The sequence below is a fragment of the Halomonas salinarum genome, from assembly GCF_012062845.1.
Lineage (GTDB): Bacteria > Pseudomonadota > Gammaproteobacteria > Pseudomonadales > Halomonadaceae > Onishia > Onishia salinarum.
Window position 1 is genome coordinate 54,226 of sequence record NZ_WWNB01000018.1, and the last position, 17,786, is coordinate 72,011.

Here is a 17,786-nt window from a genome sequence, read left to right on the forward strand (position 1 = left end):
CTATATCTGGATTAAGCTTTCTATATAACCCGTACGTCCGGGCCTTCCAGGGTATGGCGCAGGAAGGGCAGGTCGCCGGGGGCGATATGGCGCAGGTAGGCGTCCATGTCGTGGCGCACGTCGGGGTCGGCATTCTCGTTCAGGGTCAGCGAGGCCGAGGTGTGCAGCAGTTGCAGGTGCAGCAGGCCGACACTCAGCTTGGACAGGCCGTCGAGGTCGTCCTCGATCTCGCGGGTGATCAGATGAAAGCCCCGCGAGCGCGGGGCGAGGCGAATCTCGTGCTGCTGCCACATGGTCAGGGAGTCTCCTCTGAGAAAAGTGTATCGAGCTTGTCCTGGGCTGTTTCCTGCCACTTGCCTGGCAGGTCGGCTGCCTGCTCAAGGGCCTTGCGGGCTTCCTGCGCCTGATCGAGGCCATGCAGCGTCAGCCCCAGGTTGAGCCAGGCCGCGGCAAGCGTCGGGTCATGCAGGGTGGCAAAGCGAAAGGCGTCGGCGGCACCGGCTCGGTCGCCGCTTGAGTAACGGGCATTACCGAGCCCGAACCAGCCCATGGCGAGCCCCGGCCAGCGCTGAACGAGTGCCTCCCAACTTTTCAGCAGTGCCTCGGCGCCTTGCACCCGTTCGGCGTCGCTAATGGCGTTCAGCGCCCCCTGGGCAGAAATGCCGGGCGGAATCTCGCCGGGGGGCAGGGCGACCATCGCCCAGCGATCGCTGCGCGCCCAGGTGGCATCGAAGGTGGAAAGCTGCATGTCCTCGTTGGGGGTGAAGCCGGTATGCAGCCGCATGGTGTTGGCATCCAGGTCGTAACCAATCGCCACGGCGTAATGCCATAGCGGGGCGATTGGCAGCGACAGGTTCTGCATCACCACCACCGGCTGGCCGGCGTCCAGCGTCTCGATCAGCGACTCGATGTCATTGTCGAGAACGAAGGGAGTGCGCCCCTGACGGCGTGTCGTGGCGAGCATTTCCGGTTGTACACTACCCTGGCGGTTGGGCAGGAACAGCTGCGGGATCAGGGCATCGACGCCGACTTCCACACCGCTGTCATTGAGCACCATGGCCAGGGCCGCGGGGCCACATTGGTAATCGCGTTGGCCGAAGAAGGGCACATCGTCGAGGCTTGTCTGCCGAGCAACGCCAAGCCTTTCGGGGTTTGAGATGTGGGGTGTGCCGGCACAGCCGGCCAGCACCATCAGAATGAGGGCACAAAGCAGAACGCCCGCGGCGCGGGCGTTCAACATGTGCAATAGAGATGCACGCATCATGCGATCAACGTGTAAATGGATAGACGTTGGTCAGGCCCAGAATATCGGTAACTAGCAGGATCACGAATACCGCGAACAGGGCACCTACCACGCTGGCACCGGCCGGCATCTCGTCGAGCTGGTCGGCCATCTGGGACACTTCCTGATCGGACAGCGCCGCGACACGGGCCTTCACTTCTTCCGGCTGGACGCCTTGCAGCAGCAACTGCTGCTGTACATCTTCACGGGTCAGCAGGTCGTTGATGCGCTCCCGGTCGGCAGCTACTTGCGAGGCGCTGAGCGCGTCCTGAGTGGTGACCAGGTCACTGGCTGAAGTGGCCGGAACCGATGCCACGGCCGGTAGGCTTCCCAATACCAGAAATGCGATCAATAGCGGGCTAATGACGCGAGCGATTTTATTCATCATGGAATGATCCTTCTAGCAGAAATGGCTTTTGGCTTCTTCTGATAACCCAAGACGTCCTAGTCATGGGGACGATCGTGCGACACGCGATGCATTCCCAGTATAAGAGTAGATAGCGATGATTTTCATGCCTTTTCTGTATTCGTCAGGAAAGGTCGACGCGGACGGCAAGGCATATCCACAGAGGATATAGCCATAGTGCCAGGGCGAACTTCACTTTTCCGCTGTGCTTTGCGAGACTCCTGCACACTTTTAGTGCAGGGCGTCTGATCGAGTGAAATCCTATCTCATAAAAATGCGCGGCGAACCCATTCAGCGCCCCCGGGCTTGCTGGCGTGATGCGCTGTGGTCCTGGGTCGGGGCCTTTGCGGGCATGCTGGCCATCTGTGTGGTGGCAGCACAATGGCTAAGTGATCAACTACTGATCGTGGGCTCTTTCGGTGCCACCTCGGTGCTGATCTATGCGGTTCCGGCGAGCCCTCTGGCTCAGCCCCGCAATGTTCTGATCGGCAGCATGCTCTCGGCGCTGGTGGGTGTAGCCTGCTTTCAGTTGCTGGGCGCTACCTCGGTGGCCGTGGCGCTATCGGTGTCACTGGCCATTCTGGTCATGCAACTGACCCACACGGTGCATCCCCCGGGGGCTGCCGCGGCGTTGATCGCCGTCATCGGCGGCCCGGACGTTCATGCGCTGGGTTGGTGGTATCCGCTGTTGCCGATTGGCATCGGCTGTGCCCTGATGCTCGGTGTGGCGATCCTGGTCAACAATCTGGCTCGCCACCGTCGCTATCCTGTCCACTGGCGCTGAGCGGTGACAGGGCCTCAGCGGTAGCCGGCCATCAAGTCCTGTACCAGTGGGGTATCGACATCGCGATGGGGCGGCAGCTCGAAGCGAGCTCGAGCAAGCGGGGTGGGCGTCAAGCTTTTGGTGTCTCAAGGCTGGCCGGTGCTTTGTCGTGTATTATCGCGATGGATGACGATGCAAGATGTCCACGATACTGAATCAGCAACCACAGCGGGCGTGAAGGGGCGGCGTTGTTTGCTTTAAAACGCTACCTATCGCTCTCTCGCGTTTCACTGCATGCTGCATGGTTGAAGGGATTGGCAACATCGTCGCAATGGAAGGTACCCCGGTGTCATGAATACAGAATATCCCGATAGCGATGCTCACTCGGCGGTTGCGCATTTCGACGTAACGCTTGAGGACTTCAGACAAGCCCGTGCGACTGACCCAAAAGCCTCAAGCGATGACGTGCTGGAATCAGCGAGGGTCGTCATGACAAGGCAGGGTGGGCTCGATGCGCTTTATGCGCGCGTCGCTCACGTAGAAGAGGCGGGAGTCTTTACTGGCCGCGATTGGGCACAACCTTCCATTCTGCAGCCGGTGTTGGCGGTGCGCTCCTTGCGGCAAAGCAACGCCGATATCACGGTCATCGAGGCACTAAGTGAGCTTCGCCTGCTGGCGGTGGCGTCAGGTGACTACTTTCATCCGGGGATCTCCACCGAGCAGGCCAGAAACTTCCTGACTCAGGTGATGGCACTGAATCTGGACCTTCTGTCCGGGCAGATGAGTGAGGCCGACCGTGAGCGCCCGCAATTGCTGGGTACTATCGTGCAGTCGCTCTATCAGTATCTGCTTGAGCGCTTGGGCTACGAGAGCATCCTTGCCAGCCTGGTGGCAGAGGTCAAACGTCTGTTGTCGCAACGCCCGATCCAGACCGACAGCATCAAGGAAATGATCAGCCAGATTGCCAAGTGCCTGTTCGACCCTGACATCGAAACCGCCGGCACAGAGGGGGCGGCGAGACTAGTCAGTGCACTGTTCGGACCAACCCAGGGCTGTCGTGAAGATCCTGGCGTGACGGTGTATGCCACGCGCCTCGAGGCCATGGACCGGGGCGCACTGGCCCGGGAGGCCTCCGATCTTGCGCGGGCGATGCATGACACGGGGCTGGTCTCGGCGTATCACTCCGTTTTACTGCGCCACTTGCGCGGCCAGCATGACGACCTGATCCCCAAAGCCCTGGGGCTCAGCATGACGGGGATCGATGTCCTGCAATGCTACAGCCAGCTTGTGTACCGCTTGATCGATGAAGCGATCTATCCCGACACGAGCCAGGCGATTTACGGCTTGGCCATGATGCTTGAAAGGGGCACTCTCTTTACCTCACCGGTGTCCGCCGGGCTATGGCGGCAGATCGAACTGAAGTTGTCGGATGCAACATCCAAAACCTTGAGCGAGGTCTTTGGCGATGCGCAACCGCCCCGGGTCTTTCTGCTTGCCGGTGTGCTAAGCATCCTTGGCTTGCCATTGGGTGTCGGGCAGGGCAATAACCCCACCTGTCAGTCGGTGATCGGGCTTTCCATGTGGGCCGACAATGATGCGGACTATCTGTTGCAGCTCGTTGCCTGGGCGGCGCGCGATGATGAAGTACTGACGCGGTTTGAGGGTCAGCCCATCTCGTCCAAGGGGTTGGAATCAGGCCTTGCCAAAGCGCCGCCGCTGGATGTGGATGCTGTTTCCCTTATTCTGGTGCCGCATCTTGACCGTCTCTACATGGAAATGGGCCGCCTGTGCGGTGAGCGTGACGATGACCTGCACCGCTGGATCAATCCTGAGTTTTACGGTTGGTGGGTGGGGCATGGCTTTCGTGTCGTGGTCGATATCCACACCGGTAAGCTGGATGATTACGCGGGGTTCATCCGCCAGTTCTATGCCAGTTATCACCCCTACTACAACGGCCATATGCCGGTCATTCATCCGCAACCCGCCGGTATCGCTGTCACCGACAGCGGCGGGCGCTATGTCGGGCGACACGCCATCACCATCCTGCGTGTGGCGTTGGATGCCAAGGGGGATATGCGCGTCTACTTCTTTAACCCCAACAACGACAGCGGTCAGGACTGGGGGCAGGGCATAGTGTGCGCGATAGAGGGTAATGATGAGTTGAACGGAGAGGCGTCACTGCCCATTGCCGAGTTCGCCTCGCGGCTTTACGTGTTTCATCACGACCCGCTGGAGCTGGGGGATATGGAAGCAGTGCCCGCTGAGGAAGTCGCTCGCGTCATGGAGCTGGGTCGTACCAGTTGGGCCGTCAACGTCTAGACCCTGGCTTTCGGGAAAGTGGCCAGGGCGTTGTCTTCTAGTGTGTGACGTATTGATGAAACTAGAGCGCGCTCAGCCGACCTTGTAGGACTGCGGCGATTCTGCCAGCAAGCCGCGTCCGCCGGCGAGTGTCAGTGCCAGGTCATGCAGGCCATCCCAGAGTGGCACGTTGCTGGCGCCCTTGATGGCCAGGTCGAGGCGCTGGGAGAACAGCAGCAGCTTGTGCAGGCGCTTGACCGGCAACCGGTTCAGGGCCTGCTGGTAGGCAGGGCGTCGCTTGTCGAAGATCGGTGGCTTCTGGGCCTTGCAGGCGTGCTCGAAGCTCTGACCCTGGTCGAGGTGCTGGTACAAAGAGAGCAGGGTGCGCAGCTCGCGTGCCAGCGCCCACAACACGATGGGGGCTTCGAGCCCCTCGCGCTGCAGGCTTTTGAGAATTCGCGAGGCGCGCTCGCGCTCCCCGCGCAGACAGGCATCACTCAGGGTGAAGACATCATAGCGGGCACTGTCTTCCACGCCCTGGGTGATCGCAGCCACATCGAGCCGGGCGCCAGGAGGCATTATCAGCGCGAGTTTCTGCAACTCCTGATCGGCGGCCAGCAGGTTGCCTTCGGTGCGTTCGCCGAGCAGGCGCGCCGCCTCCATGTCCATGCTGAGCCCATGGTGGCTGGCGCGATCGCGCATCCAGAAGCCCAGGCGCTGATGGTCTACTGGCCACACCGGCACGAAGAGCCCGGCCTTGTCCAGCGCCTTGAACCACTTACTCTGCTGTTGCCGACGATCGAGCTTGTCGGCCATGATCAGCAGCACGTTGTCGCTGCCCTGCATCTGCTCGGCATAGGCTTCCAGCGCCTTGCCGCCTTCCTGGCCGGGTGCCTGACCGCCCAGGCGCAGCTCGATGAGCTTCGACGAGGCAAACAGCGACAGGCTGGCAGCCGATTCGGTGAGCCGCCCCCACTGGAAGCCGTTCTCGACGTGCAGGACCTCGCGTTCCTCGATGCCGGCCTTGCGCGCGGCGGCGCGCACGGCATCGCAGGCTTCCATGTGGATCAGGGGCTCATCGCCAGCGACGATCACCACCGGCGGCAGGCCCTTGGCCAGGGCAGGGGGGAGCTTGTCGGGAAATACCTTCATACGACCCTACCCGAAACCTGTCTGTGCTTGCCCATACGGCGTTAAAAGCTCGCTCAAAATACTCATTTACTCCTTTGTAAACTCCGCTTTCGGACTCGCGACATCCATGTCGCTCTCTTCGAGCAGCTGAAGCTGCCCAAATCGGCAGTCCTGCCGATTTGTCACGAGCTTTTGCCTTAGCTACGCGCCCCGGTCTTGCCTTCGCTCGCCGAGGTTTCGAGGCAGGGCCTTGATCGTTATTGCTCGGCCAGCGGTCGCAGCCGCTCGAGGAGCTCGCGGGCGGCGGCCTCGCGCAGGCTTTCATGGGCGGCGCGACGCGCATCGTCCTGGGCCAGAAGCTCGTTGTCGTTGACGCTGATACGTTCGCGGACCTCGAGCGTCTGCTGGTCGATCAGGTAGGCCTCGTTGGACTGACGCTGCACTGAATAAGGCACCGTCAGGGTGAGCTCGACGTCGCGGCTGCCGGCGCCGGGCAGGCCCTGATTGGTTTCGCTGATGCTCGCCCGGCCCAGGTTGAGGCGCAGGGGGGCCGTGCTGTCGACCCGGGTGCCGGCCCGGGTCAGAGCATCGCGCACGATGGGCGCGAGGTCGTCGTTGGCGCCGGCAAGTGCCAGCGCTTCCAGGGTGGGGAGGTCCTCGCCGTAGCCCCGCAACTGGAAGCCACACCCGACGAGGCCGAGCCCCAGCGTGCTCACGGCGGTCGCGCCCAAGGCGACCTTGAGCCCCTGTTTCAGAAAGCGTCGGCGTTGCATGATCGTCTCCCTCGCTTGCGTGACCGGCTTATCCGGCATCGGCCATTCATCAACCGCTTATCCAGCGGCTTTTTATCCAGCAACACCTTACCCAACAACAATGTTGACCAGTTTGCCCGGTACCACGATGACCTTGCGCACTGTCTTGCCCTCGAGGTGACGCTGGACATTCTCGGAGGCCATCGCCTGCGCCTCGATGGCGGCCTTGTCGGCATCGGCGGGCACCTCAAGACGGGCGCGCAGCTTGCCATTGACCTGCACCACCAGTTCGATGGCGTCACGGGCCAGGGCGGCTTCATCGAAGGCAGGCCAGTCGGCATTGATCACGGGCTCTTCATGGCCAAGCGCTTCCCAGAGGCCGTGGCAGGCATGCGGCGTGATCGGTGCGAGCAGAAGCACGCTGGCTTCCACGGCTTCACGGGCCACCGCCAGGTCCTGCGGGCTTGGCGCATCGCTGTCGTTGTGGAAACGGCCGATCGCATTGGTCAGTTCCATCACCGCAGCGATGGCGGTATTGAAGGTCGTGCGGCGGCCGATGTCGTCACTGGCTTTCTTGATGGTCTCGTGGGTCTTGCGCCGCAGTTCGCGCTGGGGCTCGGTCAGAGCCTCGAGATCGAGGCTGCCCGGCGTGCCAGCATTGACGTGCTCGGCGACCAGGCGCCACAGGCGCTTGAGGAAGCGGTGGGCCCCCTCGACGCCGCTGTCGGACCATTCCAGGGACTGCTCGGGCGGTGCGGCGAACATCATGAACAGACGCACGGTGTCGGCACCGAAGCGGTCGATCATCGCCTGGGGGTCGACGCCGTTGTTCTTGGACTTGGACATCTTCTCGATGCCGCCCATCTCGACGGGCTCCCCGTCTTCGACCAGCACGGCGCTCACCGGCCGGCCCTTGTCATCACGCTTGACCTCGACGTCGGCCGGGTTGAACCAGTCCTTGCCGCCGTTGGCAGCGGGCCGGTAGTAGGTCTCGGCGATCACCATGCCCTGCGTCAGCAGGCGCTTGAAGGGCTCATCGGACTCGACCAGGCCAAAATCGCGCATCAGCTTGTGGAAGAAGCGCGCGTAGAGCAGGTGCAGGATGGCATGCTCGATGCCGCCGATGTAGAGATCCACCGGCAGCCAGTAATTGGCGCGCTCGTCGAGCATGGCGTCCTGGTTATCGGCGCAGCAGAAGCGCGCGTAGTACCAGCTGGACTCCATGAAGGTGTCGAAGGTATCGGTCTCGCGGGCCCAGCCATCGCCGAGATCGCTGAATTCGGGCATCTTCTTGAGCGGCGAGCCGGAGGCGTCGACGGTGACCTCGGTGGGCAGGGCGACCGGCAGCTCGTCGTCGGTGAGCGGTACGGTCTGACCTTCGGGGCCGTACTTGACCGGAATCGGCGCGCCCCAGTAACGCTGGCGGGCCACGCCCCAGTCGCGCAGGCGGTAGTTGGTCTTGACCTCGCCATGGCCTTGCTCACTGAGCTTGGCGGCGATGGCATCGAAGGCCGCCTGGAAATCGAGGCCGTCGAACTCGCCGGAGTTGATCAGCACGCCGTGCTCGTCATGGGCGGCGGCAGAAATGTCGGGCGCCTGGCCGTCTTCGGTGGCGATCACCGGCTCGATGGGCAGGCCGTACTTGGTGGCAAACTCCCAGTCGCGCTGGTCGTGGGCGGGCACGGCCATCACCGCACCGGTGCCGTACTCCATCAGCACGAAGTTGGCCACATAGACGGGGACCTGGCGACCGGTGAGGGGATGGACGGCCAGATAGCCGGTGTCCATGCCCTTTTTCTCCATCGTGGCCATTTCGGCCTCGGAGGTGCCGCCGTGGGCGCACTCCTCGTTGAAGGCGGCAAGCGCAGGGTTCGTCTCGGCGGCTGCCTTGGCCAGCGGATGGCTGGCGGCCACGGCGACATAGGTCACACCCATCAAGGTGTCGGGGCGAGTGGTGTAGACCCGCAGCGGTTCGGCAACGGTGTCTCCGCTAACGTCGAAGGCCAGCTCGACGCCCTTGGACTTGCCAATCCAGTTGCGCTGCATGGTCTTGACCTGCTCGGGCCAGTCGACATTGTCGAGGTCGGCGAGCAGTTCGTCGGCGTAGTCGGTGATCTTCAGGAACCACAGCGGGATTTCCTTACGTTCCACCGGCGCGCCGGAGCGCCAGCCGCAGCCATCGATGACCTGCTCGTTGGCGAGCACTGTCTGGTCGACCGGGTCCCAGTTGACCGTGGACATCTTCTTGTAGACCAGGCCTTTCTCGATCAGCTTGGTAAAGAACCACTGTTCCCAGCGATAGTAGTCGCTATCGCAGGTGGCGAACTCACGGTCCCAGTCATAGGCGAAACCCAGCGCCTTGAGCTGGTCGCGCATGTAGTCGATGTTCTGGTGGGTCCACTCGGCTGGCGGCACCTGGTTCTTGATGGCGGCGTTTTCGGCGGGCATGCCAAAGGCGTCCCAGCCCATGGGCTGCAGTACGTTCTTGCCCTGCATGCGCTGGAAACGCGAGACCACGTCGCCGATGGTGTAATTACGCACGTGCCCCATGTGTAGCTTGCCGCTGGGGTAGGGGAACATCGACAGGCAATAGAACTTTTCGCGATTGGCGTCTTCCACGGCCTTGAAGCACTGGTGCTTGGTCCAGAATTGCTGGGCGTCGCGTTCGATGTCGTGAGGCTTGTACTGTGCGTCCATCGGTCTGAGTGGTTACCTTGTAGCGTCGTTGGCGAAGAGCAAGGGACTTTCCCGCCCCATCATGGCGCAAAAGGCTTGATGGTACGGAAAGATAGCGTCTAAATGGGGGCCAGCATACCGCAGCGGGGCCTTAGCAGGTAGGGGCGCCGCGTTCGGTGAGAGCAACGCCCGATCAAGGGACGTCAAGGAAAGCTACAGGAGAGTCATATGAGCGATCAGGACAAGCATTCAGATCATCGCTTAAGCGAAGGCTATGAGCGTCTGCTGGCACGGCTCCAGCACGGTGCCAACGAGCTGTCGTGGGAGAACCTGCAGCAGGATCTCGACGAGGCGGTGGAATTTGAGGCGGAAGTCGAGGACTTTACCCGCGATGAATTGGCATTGCTGCGCGCCTGGGTAGAGCACGACCTGAAAGACATGCGCCGCTATCTGGCGGCAAGCGGTGAGGGCGTGGCCAGCTGGCTCGGCATTGATCTTGACGTGCTGTCGCGTCGCATTCGAGAGGCGCTTTTCTCGATCGCCGATCGCACCGTGATTGACCGGGTACGTTTCGAAGATGATCTGGAAGCCGCACGTGCCGACTACTGTGAAGGTGAGATGATCGCGCCTGGCCTCTTGAGCTGCGTGCATTGTGGCGCCGAGGTCACGCTTGGCGAGGTGGCGCGCCTTGAGCCTTGCCACCAGTGCGGGCATCGCTATTTCGCTCGCGGGCCTCAAGCGGCCAGCGAGTAGGGTGTTGATGGACGACCATGAGCGACTTCATGGTCGTCGTCCTAGCGAGGTGCGCGGTGTTTCTTGGCTCAGGGTGGCCTAGTCCTGAATAATTTGGCCCGGGATGATTTAGCTGGCAATGATTGGGTTCGCGGTGCCTTGGTTCAGGCTCGCCAGCAGGGCGAGCGTCAGGCAGACCCCCAGTGACATGACCAGGGCATAGACAAGATTGTGGCGCAGCATCACGCCGCCGCTGGTGCCATAGCGTCCCTGTAGTGACAGGTTGATTCCCGATAACGGCCCGATGGCTGCGCCTACCGCCCAGGATGTCAGTGCTACGACACCCAGCAGGGTGTGGTCGGTGCTGCCAAGGTCCAGCAGTGAGGCCAGGGTCGAAATGCCGATGATCGGATGCAAGCCAATGATTGCGCTCAAGACAATGGACAGATAGCTGAGGATGGCCTCCCTCGCACCGAAGTCATCGAATAGCACCCACTGGCTGCCGGTTGCCGCGTCGATGAAGGTCGAGAGCCCCTGAGTGAAGAGCCCGGCCGCCAGGAATAGCGAGAGCTCGCCGCGCATCGCCGGGAGCCGCTCCCGAGTATGCGCCAGCATGCGTTTCGAAGTGAAAGCGAGGCCGCGGGGCAGGTTGGCGGCAAGGGCGGTAGCCGGTAGCAGGAAGGTGATGATGCTGACGATGGATAGAGTTGGTGTCAGGCCGTAGTGGAAACTCAGCACCAGCACCGCCAGCCCTACCGGCATCAGGAGGTTGCGCGGGGCCATTGAAACGCCGGGTATGTCGGCGAGATCGAAGCGCCTTGCCAGCTCGAAACGCGTCAGCAGGCCGGACAGTGCCGCGAGCGGTACGCCGGCGGCCAATGCGACGGTAAAATCGAGTTGAGGCGCCAGGCCCATGGCGACCCCCATGGCGGCGAAAAAGGGCGACCAGAGCGCAGCGCTTGAGAGCCCACGGTTGAGTGTCAAAAGCTGTGGCAGGCGTAAACCATCGTCGCGTTTCAGCTGATCGCCGATCAGAAACACCGAGGACAGGTTGAGAATCGCGCCCAGCAGATGAACGCTCAGCCAGGTGGTGATCACCCCCCGTCCGCCATGAGTCTGGGTGCCGGGAGCCGGCGGGGCCTGGTTGATCAGGCCGACAAAGCTGACCCCGACCAGCATGGCGACCACGAAGGTATTGCCATCCAGTACGCTGTTCCAAGCAAGCTCCGTGCCATATACGCCTTGGCTGATCGCCAGAAGCCCTGCACCGATCATCGCCAGTGCCCCAACCTGCATACGGTTGCGCCGCGGGATGTCCCTCCACAGCAGACCTATTGCCAGCCAGAAAGCGACACCGACCAGCGGTGCCACTGCCGCGACACCGGCCAGACGGACAATCTGTAGTATTAGGCCGAGGGCGATGATGAGCCCTGCCAATCGTTGCCGCCCGGTGATATTGGGAGGCCGCGGGGCAGGCTCAGAGGCGGCGCGCGCGGGCTCAGAAGTCGATGAGCGATCATCGTCCGCTGCAGAGGATGACCACGGCGTGGAGTGCGGCATGGGCGCGTATCCGAGCAAAGCTGCTCATCCTAGGCAAGCCGGGCTAGCGGGGCAAGCACCGTGCTTGGCCCATGGGATGCGCTGCTTCAGGTCGTTGAGGTCGGCAGCGACCAGTGGCGCGCCTCGTCCGTGCGCGCCGCATCGAGCTTCACCATCATCGCGTGAGTGGCATTGGATAGCGTGCGGTTACGGTGGACGAGATAGCCAAGCGGACGCTCGATGGGGTCGTGATCGATCGGCAGGATATGCAGGTCCTCGTCGATCATGCTTTCCGGTAGTACGCTCCAACCGAGCCCGATCGACGCCATCATTTTCAGTGTTTCCAGGTAGTTGGTCGATAGCCCCACCTTCACGTTCAGCTCCTCGCGCGAAAAGGTGTCGAGCACGATGCCGCGGGTAAAGGTCAGGGGCCCCGGCAGTACCGCCGAATGGGCGGCCAATGCTGATATGGAGAGTCGTTCGTGGCGTGCCAGCGGGTGATCGATACCGCAGACGAAGCGCAGCCGGTCGATCCACACCGGCACCACCCTCAGTTGCGGGTCGGGCACCGGCGCCAGGGTGACCACGGCGATCTCCAGGGCTCCATCGAGCACCCCCTGATAGGCCTGTTCCGAATCCAGAAATCGCAGATCCAGTTCCGCGGCCGGGTGGTCATGGGTAAAGGCCTTGAGCAGAGGCGGGAGTCGGTGCAGGCCAATATGATGGCTGGTGGCGAGCGTTAAGCTGCCGGCCACATCGCCAGCGAGATTCGATAGCGCCCGACGACTGTCGTCAACCATCAGCAGGATCTGACGCGCTCGAGGCAGGAGAAGGGAGCCGGCTTCGGTGAGGGTGACGCGGCGACCGATACGATCGAAAAGCCGTGATCCCACCTGGTCCTCAAGGGTGGCGATGCGCTTGCTGACGGCGGGTTGTGTCAGGTGGAGCTTTTCGCCGGCAAGCGAAAAGGAGCCGCCATCGGCGACGGCCAGAAAGGCCTGCAGGCTTTGTGTGTCCATGGTCGCTCCCTTGACGTCGGCGAAGGGTAAGGAGGTGGCGAGATCGCTGGGGCTTGTATGAATAGCGTCACGCTTTGTATGCCTTGGCGTTAATCGGGAAATACTGCGTGACAAGCTATTCTAATATGGAATCTATAACATAAATAACATGAATTGCTTTTATGTGTATCACCCCCTAGTCTCGGGTAATAGCAACACTGCCTGGCCTTGAAAAGCACCAGGCGTGGCGAGATCAATCAGAGGGCAACATAAGCCCCGTGGAGGAGAGACATGGCAGGCCAGACGCTTTACGACAAGCTGTGGTCCCAGCACCTGGTCAAGGAGCGCGATGATGGCACCGCGCTCATCTATATCGACCGTCAGCTTTTACATGAGGTGACCTCGCCGCAGGCCTTCGAGGGGCTGCGTCTGGCCAATCGTCGCCCGTGGCGTCTGGATGCCAACCTCGCCACCCCCGATCACAACGTACCGACTACGGTGATTGAGCGTGCCGAGGGCAATGCCGGTATCAAGGATCCGGTGTCGTTGATTCAGGTGCAGACCCTGGATGACAACTGCGAGTCCTTTGGTATCGAGGAGTTTCGCATCAACGACGCCCGTCAAGGCATCGTGCATGTGGTGGGCCCCGAGCAGGGGGCAACACTGCCGGGCATGACGGTGGTCTGTGGTGACTCTCATACCGCGACCCATGGTGCCTTCGCGGCGCTCGCGCACGGTATCGGCACCTCCGAGGTCGAGCATGTGCTGGCCACCCAGTGCCTGCTGGCGCAGAAGATGAAGAACATGCAGGTGCGAGTCGAGGGCTCGCTCGGCACCGGCGTCACCGCCAAGGACGTGGTGCTGGCGATCATCGGCCGTATCGGTACGGCTGGCGGCACCGGCTATGCGATCGAGTTCGCCGGCAGCGCCATCCGCGAGCTGTCCATGGAAGGCCGCATGACGGTCTGCAACATGGCCATCGAGGCGGGAGCCAGGGTCGGTTTGATCGGGGTGGACGACACGACCATCGACTATCTCCGTGAGCGTCCCTTCGCGCCTCAGGGCGATCAGTGGGAGGCCGCTGTCGCCGAATGGCGCGAGTTGGTCTCCGACGCGGATGCCGCCTTCGATAAAGTGGTAGAGATTGCCGCCGAGGACATCGAGCCGCAGGTCAGCTGGGGAACCAGTCCCGAGATGGTTACCGGTATCTCCGGAGAGGTGCCTGACCCCGCCGAAGCGCCCGATGACACCACCAAGGGTAGCTATAGCCGGGCACTCGAGTACATGGGCCTCGCGGCCAAGCAGAAGATCACCGATATTCGCCTAGACAAGGTGTTCATCGGTTCCTGCACCAACTCGCGCATCGAAGACCTGCGGGCGGCCGCCAAGGTGGCCAAGGGACGCAAGGTCGCCGACTCCATCATGCTGGCAATGGTGGTGCCGGGCTCCGGGCTCGTGAAGCGTCAGGCCGAGGCCGAAGGGCTTGATAAGATATTCACCGAAGCCGGTTTCGAATGGCGTGAGCCTGGCTGCTCGATGTGTCTGGCCATGAATGCCGACAAGCTCGGCGCCGGCGAACACTGCGCCTCGACCTCGAATCGCAATTTCGAGGGTCGTCAGGGCTTTGGCGGGCGCACCCATCTGGTGGGCCCGGCGATGGCCGCCGCCGCCGCCATCGCGGGTCATTTCGTCGATGTCCGTCAGTTCGTTGCTGGCAATGATAGCCACCACGATACCCCGTCTCAGGAGGCCTGAACCATGAACAAGTTTGTCCGTCAGCAGGGCCTGGTGGCACCGCTCGATCGAGCCAATGTCGATACCGACCTGATCATTCCCAAGCAGTTTCTGAAGTCCATCAAGCGCACCGGCTTTGGCGTGAACCTGTTTGACGCCCTGCGCTATATGGATGAGGGCTATCCGGGCCAGGACGTGTCAACGCGCCCACTCAACCCCGATTTCGTGCTTAATCAGCCACGGTACGAGGGAGCCAGCGTGTTGCTGACCCGTCGCAACTTTGGCTGCGGAAGCTCACGGGAGCACGCCCCCTGGGCGCTTGAGGATTTCGGCTTTCGCGTGATCATTGCGCCGAGCTTCGCCGACATCTTCTACAACAATGCCTTCAAGAACGGCATTTTGTTGGTGACGCTTGAAGAGGGCGTGATCGAGCGGCTGTTTCAGGAAGTGGAAGCCAATGAAGGCTACCGGCTGGACGTTGATCTCGAAAACCAGCGCGTTACCACGCCGTCCGGTGAAATCCTCGAGTTTGAGGTTGATGCCTTCCGCAAGCATTGCCTGCTCAATGGCCTCGACGACATTGGCATTACGCTTCAGGACGAAGAGGCGATTCGTGAGTTCGAAGCCAAGCATCGGGCCGCTCGACCCTGGCTGTTTCGTGAGACGGCCAATGCGGCCACGTCCTGAGACGGCGCTTCATAACGCCTAGACCGGAACTCGGCCCATCAAGGGCCAGCTTTCCAGCCGCAGCGCTGGACACTGAAGAAGAGGGATGCCCGTAAGGGCAGGTGCGCAGGGAAGCGCCATCTTTCTAGCCGTCAGCCAGGGCTAAATCGGTTGGGGGTTGATTCATCATCGAACCATCGGGTCCGCGAAGCGGGCCCTTTTGCCAAGAGAGCCACAGTACATGAGCCGCAAGATTCTCGTTCTGCCGGGTGACGGCATCGGCCCGGAAATCACCGCCGAGGCGGTCAAGGTCCTCAAGGCTTGTCAGGCCGCGGGTCTGGATGTCGATATCGAAGAAGGTCTGGTGGGTGGTGCAGGCTATGATGCCCATGGCGAGCCGTTGCCGGCGGTGACCCTCGATCAGGCGCGGGGCGCCGACGCCATCCTGCTCGGCGCCGTCGGCGGGCCGAAGTGGGACAAGCTCGAGGACATCAGCAAGCGCCCGGAAAAGGGCCTGCTCGGCTTGCGCAAGGAGCTTTCACTGTTCGGTAACCTGCGCCCGGCGCTGCTCTATCCGCAGCTTGCGGAAGCCTCGAGCCTCAAGCCCGAGGTAGTGTCCGGTCTCGATATCATGATCGTGCGCGAGCTCACCGGCGGTATCTACTTCGGTCAGCCGCGCGGCATCGAAGAGCGCGACGGCCAGCGGGTCGGCTTTAATACCTATGTCTACTCGGAGAGCGAAATCGAGCGTATCGGTCGCGTGGCCTTCGAGATGGCGGCCAAGCGCGGCGGCAAGCTGTGCAGCGTCGACAAGGCCAATGTGCTCGAGGCGACCATGCTGTGGCGCGAGGTCATGGAGCGGCTGGCGCCGGAGTATCCAAACGTCGAGTTGTCACACATGTACGTCGATAACGCCGCCATGCAGTTGGTGCGTGCGCCCAAGCAGTTCGATGTGATCGTCACCGGTAACATGTTCGGCGATATCCTGTCGGATGCTGCCGCCATGCTGACGGGCTCGATTGGCATGCTGCCCTCCGCCTCGCTGAATGCCGACGGTCAGGGCATGTATGAACCCTGTCATGGCAGTGCGCCGGATATTGCCGGTCAGGGCATCGCCAATCCCCTGGCGACCATCCTCTCGGTCGCGATGATGCTGCGCTATTCCCTCAACGAAGCGGCGCTTGCCGAGCGTATCGAGGCCGCGGTGGGCAGGGTGCTTGATGACGGGTTGCGTACCGCCGATATCGCCTATCCCGGTACGCGTCAGGTCTCCACTGGTGAGATGGGTGATGCCGTGCTGGCGGCTTTTGAAGCCAGGTGATGCCCGTCTTCTTGCCGCAAGCTACTTGAAAATAGAGTGAAGCCGCTCTTGTCTGCGCGAGACAGGCGGCTTGTGTATACTAGTTGCCCCATTATTTTGAGGAGGACGTCACATGTTGACAGTCGGTTTCGTAGGTTGGCGTGGCATGGTGGGCTCCGTGCTCATGCAGCGTATGCAGGAAGACAATGAGTTCGCAGGCATTGAGCCGGTGTTCTTCACTACTTCCCAGGTCGGTCAGCCAGGGCCTAATGTCGGCGTGGATGTGCCCCCGCTCAAGGATGCGTTTGATCTTGACGCGCTCAAGGCACTGGATGTGGTCGTCACCTGCCAGGGCGGCGACTATACCGAAAAGGTCTACAAGGATCTGCGCCAGAGCGGCTGGAAAGGCTACTGGGTCGATGCGGCCAGTACCCTGCGCATGGCTGACGATGCCACCATCGTCTTGGACCCGGTCAACCGCGACGTCATCGATGCCAAGCTGGCGAAGGGAACCAAGACCTTCGTGGGCGGTAACTGCACGGTCAGCCTGATGCTGATGGGACTTGGCGGCCTTTTTGAGGCCAACATGATCGAGTGGATGACCTCGATGACCTATCAGGCGGCCTCAGGCTCCGGCGCCAAGCACATGCGCGAGCTGCTCAACCAGATGGGCAGCCTGCGTGACAGCGTGGCAAGCGAGCTTGCGGATCCGGCGAGCGCGATCCTCGATATCGATCGCAAGGTCACCGAGACCATGCGTGGCGGGAGCTTCCCCACCGACAACTTCGGGGCGCCACTGGCCGGCAGCCTGCTGCCCTGGATCGACAAGCCGATGGAAAACGGTCAAAGCAAGGAAGAGTGGAAGGGCGGCGTCGAGTCCAACAAGATCCTCGGTCTCGACAACAACCCGATTCCCATCGATGGCCTGTGCGTACGCATCGGTGCCATGCGCTCTCACAGCCAGGCCTTTACCATCAAGCTCAAGCAGGACGTGCCGATCGACGAAATCGAAGATCGCCTCGCCAAGCACAACGAGTGGGTACGCGTCATTTCCAATGACAAGGATGCCACCATCGATGGCCTGACGCCGGCTGCCGCCACCGGTACCCTGAATGTGCCCGTGGGTCGCCTGCGCAAGATGGCCATGGGGGGCGAGTACCTGTCGGCCTTTTCGGTCGGTGATCAGCTGCTTTGGGGTGCCGCCGAGCCACTCAAGCGCATGTTGAAGATTCTTCGCGAGCAATAATCGGCGACGTTGCCGTATCCAGCGCCTCCCTATCGGGAGGCGTTTTTGTTGGTGCGCCAGGCATGGCGCGCAGCGCCGGACAGGTGCTGTTCCCGAGGGTGGTGCCTCGGGATGACTCGGGGGTGAGAGTCCCCTACGGACCCTGATAGCGGGAACCGTTAGCTGAACAGCAAGGGTGTCCGTCGCGAGGCGGAATCTGGAGGAAGCTGTAGGCAAACTCCTGGCCCGACGAACAGGAACCGCATACGAGGCTGTCGCACCTG

Annotated in this window: 15 protein-coding genes; 7 read left to right on the forward strand and 8 right to left on the reverse strand. The window is 61.9% G+C overall.

Annotated features, from left to right (window positions below; all coding sequences use genetic code 11):
* Positions 1–20 precede the first annotated feature (20 nt).
* From HF027_RS12500 to HF027_RS12510, 3 genes are read right to left on the reverse strand one after another with little or no spacing between them, the layout of a single operon-like run.
* A complete protein-coding gene (locus tag HF027_RS12500; protein WP_168016162.1) occupies positions 21–293 on the reverse strand; it encodes a YjbQ family protein in 273 nt (90 codons plus the stop codon).
* Positions 294–295: 2 nt separating this feature from the next.
* Positions 296–1,264: a PA2778 family cysteine peptidase gene (locus tag HF027_RS12505; RefSeq protein WP_245184791.1), complete on the reverse strand. Its 969-nt coding sequence runs from the start codon at positions 1,262–1,264 to the stop codon at positions 296–298.
* Positions 1,265–1,268: 4 nt separating this feature from the next.
* Positions 1,269–1,667 (reverse strand): PA2779 family protein, encoded by a 399-nt coding sequence (locus tag HF027_RS12510; RefSeq protein ID WP_168016194.1) that lies wholly within the window; start codon positions 1,665–1,667, stop codon positions 1,269–1,271.
* Between the two features lie 274 nt (positions 1,668–1,941).
* Between HF027_RS12510 and HF027_RS12515 the strand changes: the two genes are divergently transcribed.
* Together HF027_RS12515 and HF027_RS12525 are read left to right on the forward strand one after the other, a co-directional pair.
* Positions 1,942–2,472, forward strand: a complete 531-nt coding sequence (locus HF027_RS12515; RefSeq protein ID WP_136254967.1) for an HPP family protein — start codon at positions 1,942–1,944, stop codon at positions 2,470–2,472.
* Between the two features lie 330 nt (positions 2,473–2,802).
* Entirely contained in the window at positions 2,803–4,770 is a 1,968-nt protein-coding gene (locus HF027_RS12525) for a hypothetical protein (RefSeq protein WP_168016164.1), read from the forward strand.
* Positions 4,771–4,842: 72 nt separating this feature from the next.
* Here HF027_RS12525 and holA read toward each other — a convergent pair whose 3' ends face one another.
* The 3 genes from holA to leuS form a co-directional block, all read right to left on the reverse strand.
* On the reverse strand, positions 4,843–5,901 hold the full coding sequence (holA, locus tag HF027_RS12530; protein WP_168016166.1) for a DNA polymerase III subunit delta: 1,059 nt from the start codon (positions 5,899–5,901) through the stop codon (positions 4,843–4,845).
* 236 nt (positions 5,902–6,137) lie between these two features.
* Complete coding sequence (locus tag HF027_RS12535; protein WP_168016168.1) at positions 6,138–6,653, reverse strand: LPS-assembly lipoprotein LptE; 516 nt, start codon at positions 6,651–6,653, stop codon at positions 6,138–6,140.
* A gap of 87 nt (positions 6,654–6,740) precedes the next feature.
* Positions 6,741–9,329, reverse strand: a complete 2,589-nt coding sequence (leuS, locus tag HF027_RS12540; RefSeq protein WP_168016170.1) for a leucine--tRNA ligase — start codon at positions 9,327–9,329, stop codon at positions 6,741–6,743.
* A gap of 207 nt (positions 9,330–9,536) precedes the next feature.
* Between leuS and HF027_RS12545 the strand changes: the two genes are divergently transcribed.
* On the forward strand, positions 9,537–10,061 hold the full coding sequence (locus tag HF027_RS12545; protein ID WP_168016172.1) for a zinc ribbon-containing protein: 525 nt from the start codon (positions 9,537–9,539) through the stop codon (positions 10,059–10,061).
* Between the two features lie 108 nt (positions 10,062–10,169).
* Here the strand turns inward: HF027_RS12545 and HF027_RS12550 are convergent, their stop codons facing one another.
* Both HF027_RS12550 and HF027_RS12555 read right to left on the reverse strand, forming a co-directional pair.
* Entirely contained in the window at positions 10,170–11,477 is a 1,308-nt protein-coding gene (locus HF027_RS12550) for a hypothetical protein (protein WP_245184792.1), read from the reverse strand.
* Positions 11,478–11,686: 209 nt separating this feature from the next.
* The gene (locus HF027_RS12555; protein ID WP_168016174.1) at positions 11,687–12,598 is read right to left on the reverse strand and encodes a LysR family transcriptional regulator; all 912 of its coding nucleotides are present in this window, start codon (positions 12,596–12,598) and stop codon (positions 11,687–11,689) included.
* A gap of 270 nt (positions 12,599–12,868) precedes the next feature.
* On the opposite strand from HF027_RS12555, the gene leuC reads away from it, so the two are divergent.
* The 4 genes from leuC (at position 12,869) to asd (ending at position 17,523) form a co-directional block, all read left to right on the forward strand.
* Positions 12,869–14,332 carry a 3-isopropylmalate dehydratase large subunit gene (gene leuC / locus HF027_RS12560; RefSeq protein ID WP_168016176.1) on the forward strand — a complete coding sequence of 488 codons (1,464 nt, stop codon included), beginning with the start codon at positions 12,869–12,871 and terminating at the stop codon, positions 14,330–14,332.
* Between the two features lie 3 nt (positions 14,333–14,335).
* The gene (gene leuD / locus HF027_RS12565; protein WP_168016178.1) at positions 14,336–14,998 is read left to right on the forward strand and encodes a 3-isopropylmalate dehydratase small subunit; all 663 of its coding nucleotides are present in this window, start codon (positions 14,336–14,338) and stop codon (positions 14,996–14,998) included.
* A gap of 220 nt (positions 14,999–15,218) precedes the next feature.
* Positions 15,219–16,298, forward strand: a complete 1,080-nt coding sequence (gene leuB, locus HF027_RS12570; protein WP_168016180.1) for a 3-isopropylmalate dehydrogenase — start codon at positions 15,219–15,221, stop codon at positions 16,296–16,298.
* A gap of 112 nt (positions 16,299–16,410) precedes the next feature.
* Positions 16,411–17,523, forward strand: a complete 1,113-nt coding sequence (gene asd / locus HF027_RS12575; protein ID WP_168016182.1) for an aspartate-semialdehyde dehydrogenase — start codon at positions 16,411–16,413, stop codon at positions 17,521–17,523.
* Positions 17,524–17,786: the final 263 nt, after the last annotated feature.

Bases quoted from the DNA above. Each gene is read 5' to 3' on its own strand.
- HF027_RS12500 (WP_168016162.1), bottom strand. From the start codon at position 293: ATGTGGCAGCAGCACGAGATTCGCCTCGCCCCGCGCTCGCGGGGCTTT.
- HF027_RS12505 (WP_245184791.1), bottom strand. From the start codon at position 1,264: ATGATGCGTGCATCTCTATTGCACATGTTGAACGCCCGCGCCGCGGGC.
- HF027_RS12510 (WP_168016194.1), bottom strand. From the start codon at position 1,667: ATGAATAAAATCGCTCGCGTCATTAGCCCGCTATTGATCGCATTTCTG.
- HF027_RS12525 (WP_168016164.1), top strand. From the start codon at position 2,803: ATGAATACAGAATATCCCGATAGCGATGCTCACTCGGCGGTTGCGCAT.
- holA (WP_168016166.1), bottom strand. From the start codon at position 5,901: ATGAAGGTATTTCCCGACAAGCTCCCCCCTGCCCTGGCCAAGGGCCTG.
- HF027_RS12535 (WP_168016168.1), bottom strand. From the start codon at position 6,653: ATGCAACGCCGACGCTTTCTGAAACAGGGGCTCAAGGTCGCCTTGGGC.
- leuS (WP_168016170.1), bottom strand. From the start codon at position 9,329: ATGGACGCACAGTACAAGCCTCACGACATCGAACGCGACGCCCAGCAA.
- HF027_RS12545 (WP_168016172.1), top strand. From the start codon at position 9,537: ATGAGCGATCAGGACAAGCATTCAGATCATCGCTTAAGCGAAGGCTAT.
- HF027_RS12555 (WP_168016174.1), bottom strand. From the start codon at position 12,598: ATGGACACACAAAGCCTGCAGGCCTTTCTGGCCGTCGCCGATGGCGGC.
- leuC (WP_168016176.1), top strand. From the start codon at position 12,869: ATGGCAGGCCAGACGCTTTACGACAAGCTGTGGTCCCAGCACCTGGTC.
- leuD (WP_168016178.1), top strand. From the start codon at position 14,336: ATGAACAAGTTTGTCCGTCAGCAGGGCCTGGTGGCACCGCTCGATCGA.
- leuB (WP_168016180.1), top strand. From the start codon at position 15,219: ATGAGCCGCAAGATTCTCGTTCTGCCGGGTGACGGCATCGGCCCGGAA.
- asd (WP_168016182.1), top strand. From the start codon at position 16,411: ATGTTGACAGTCGGTTTCGTAGGTTGGCGTGGCATGGTGGGCTCCGTG.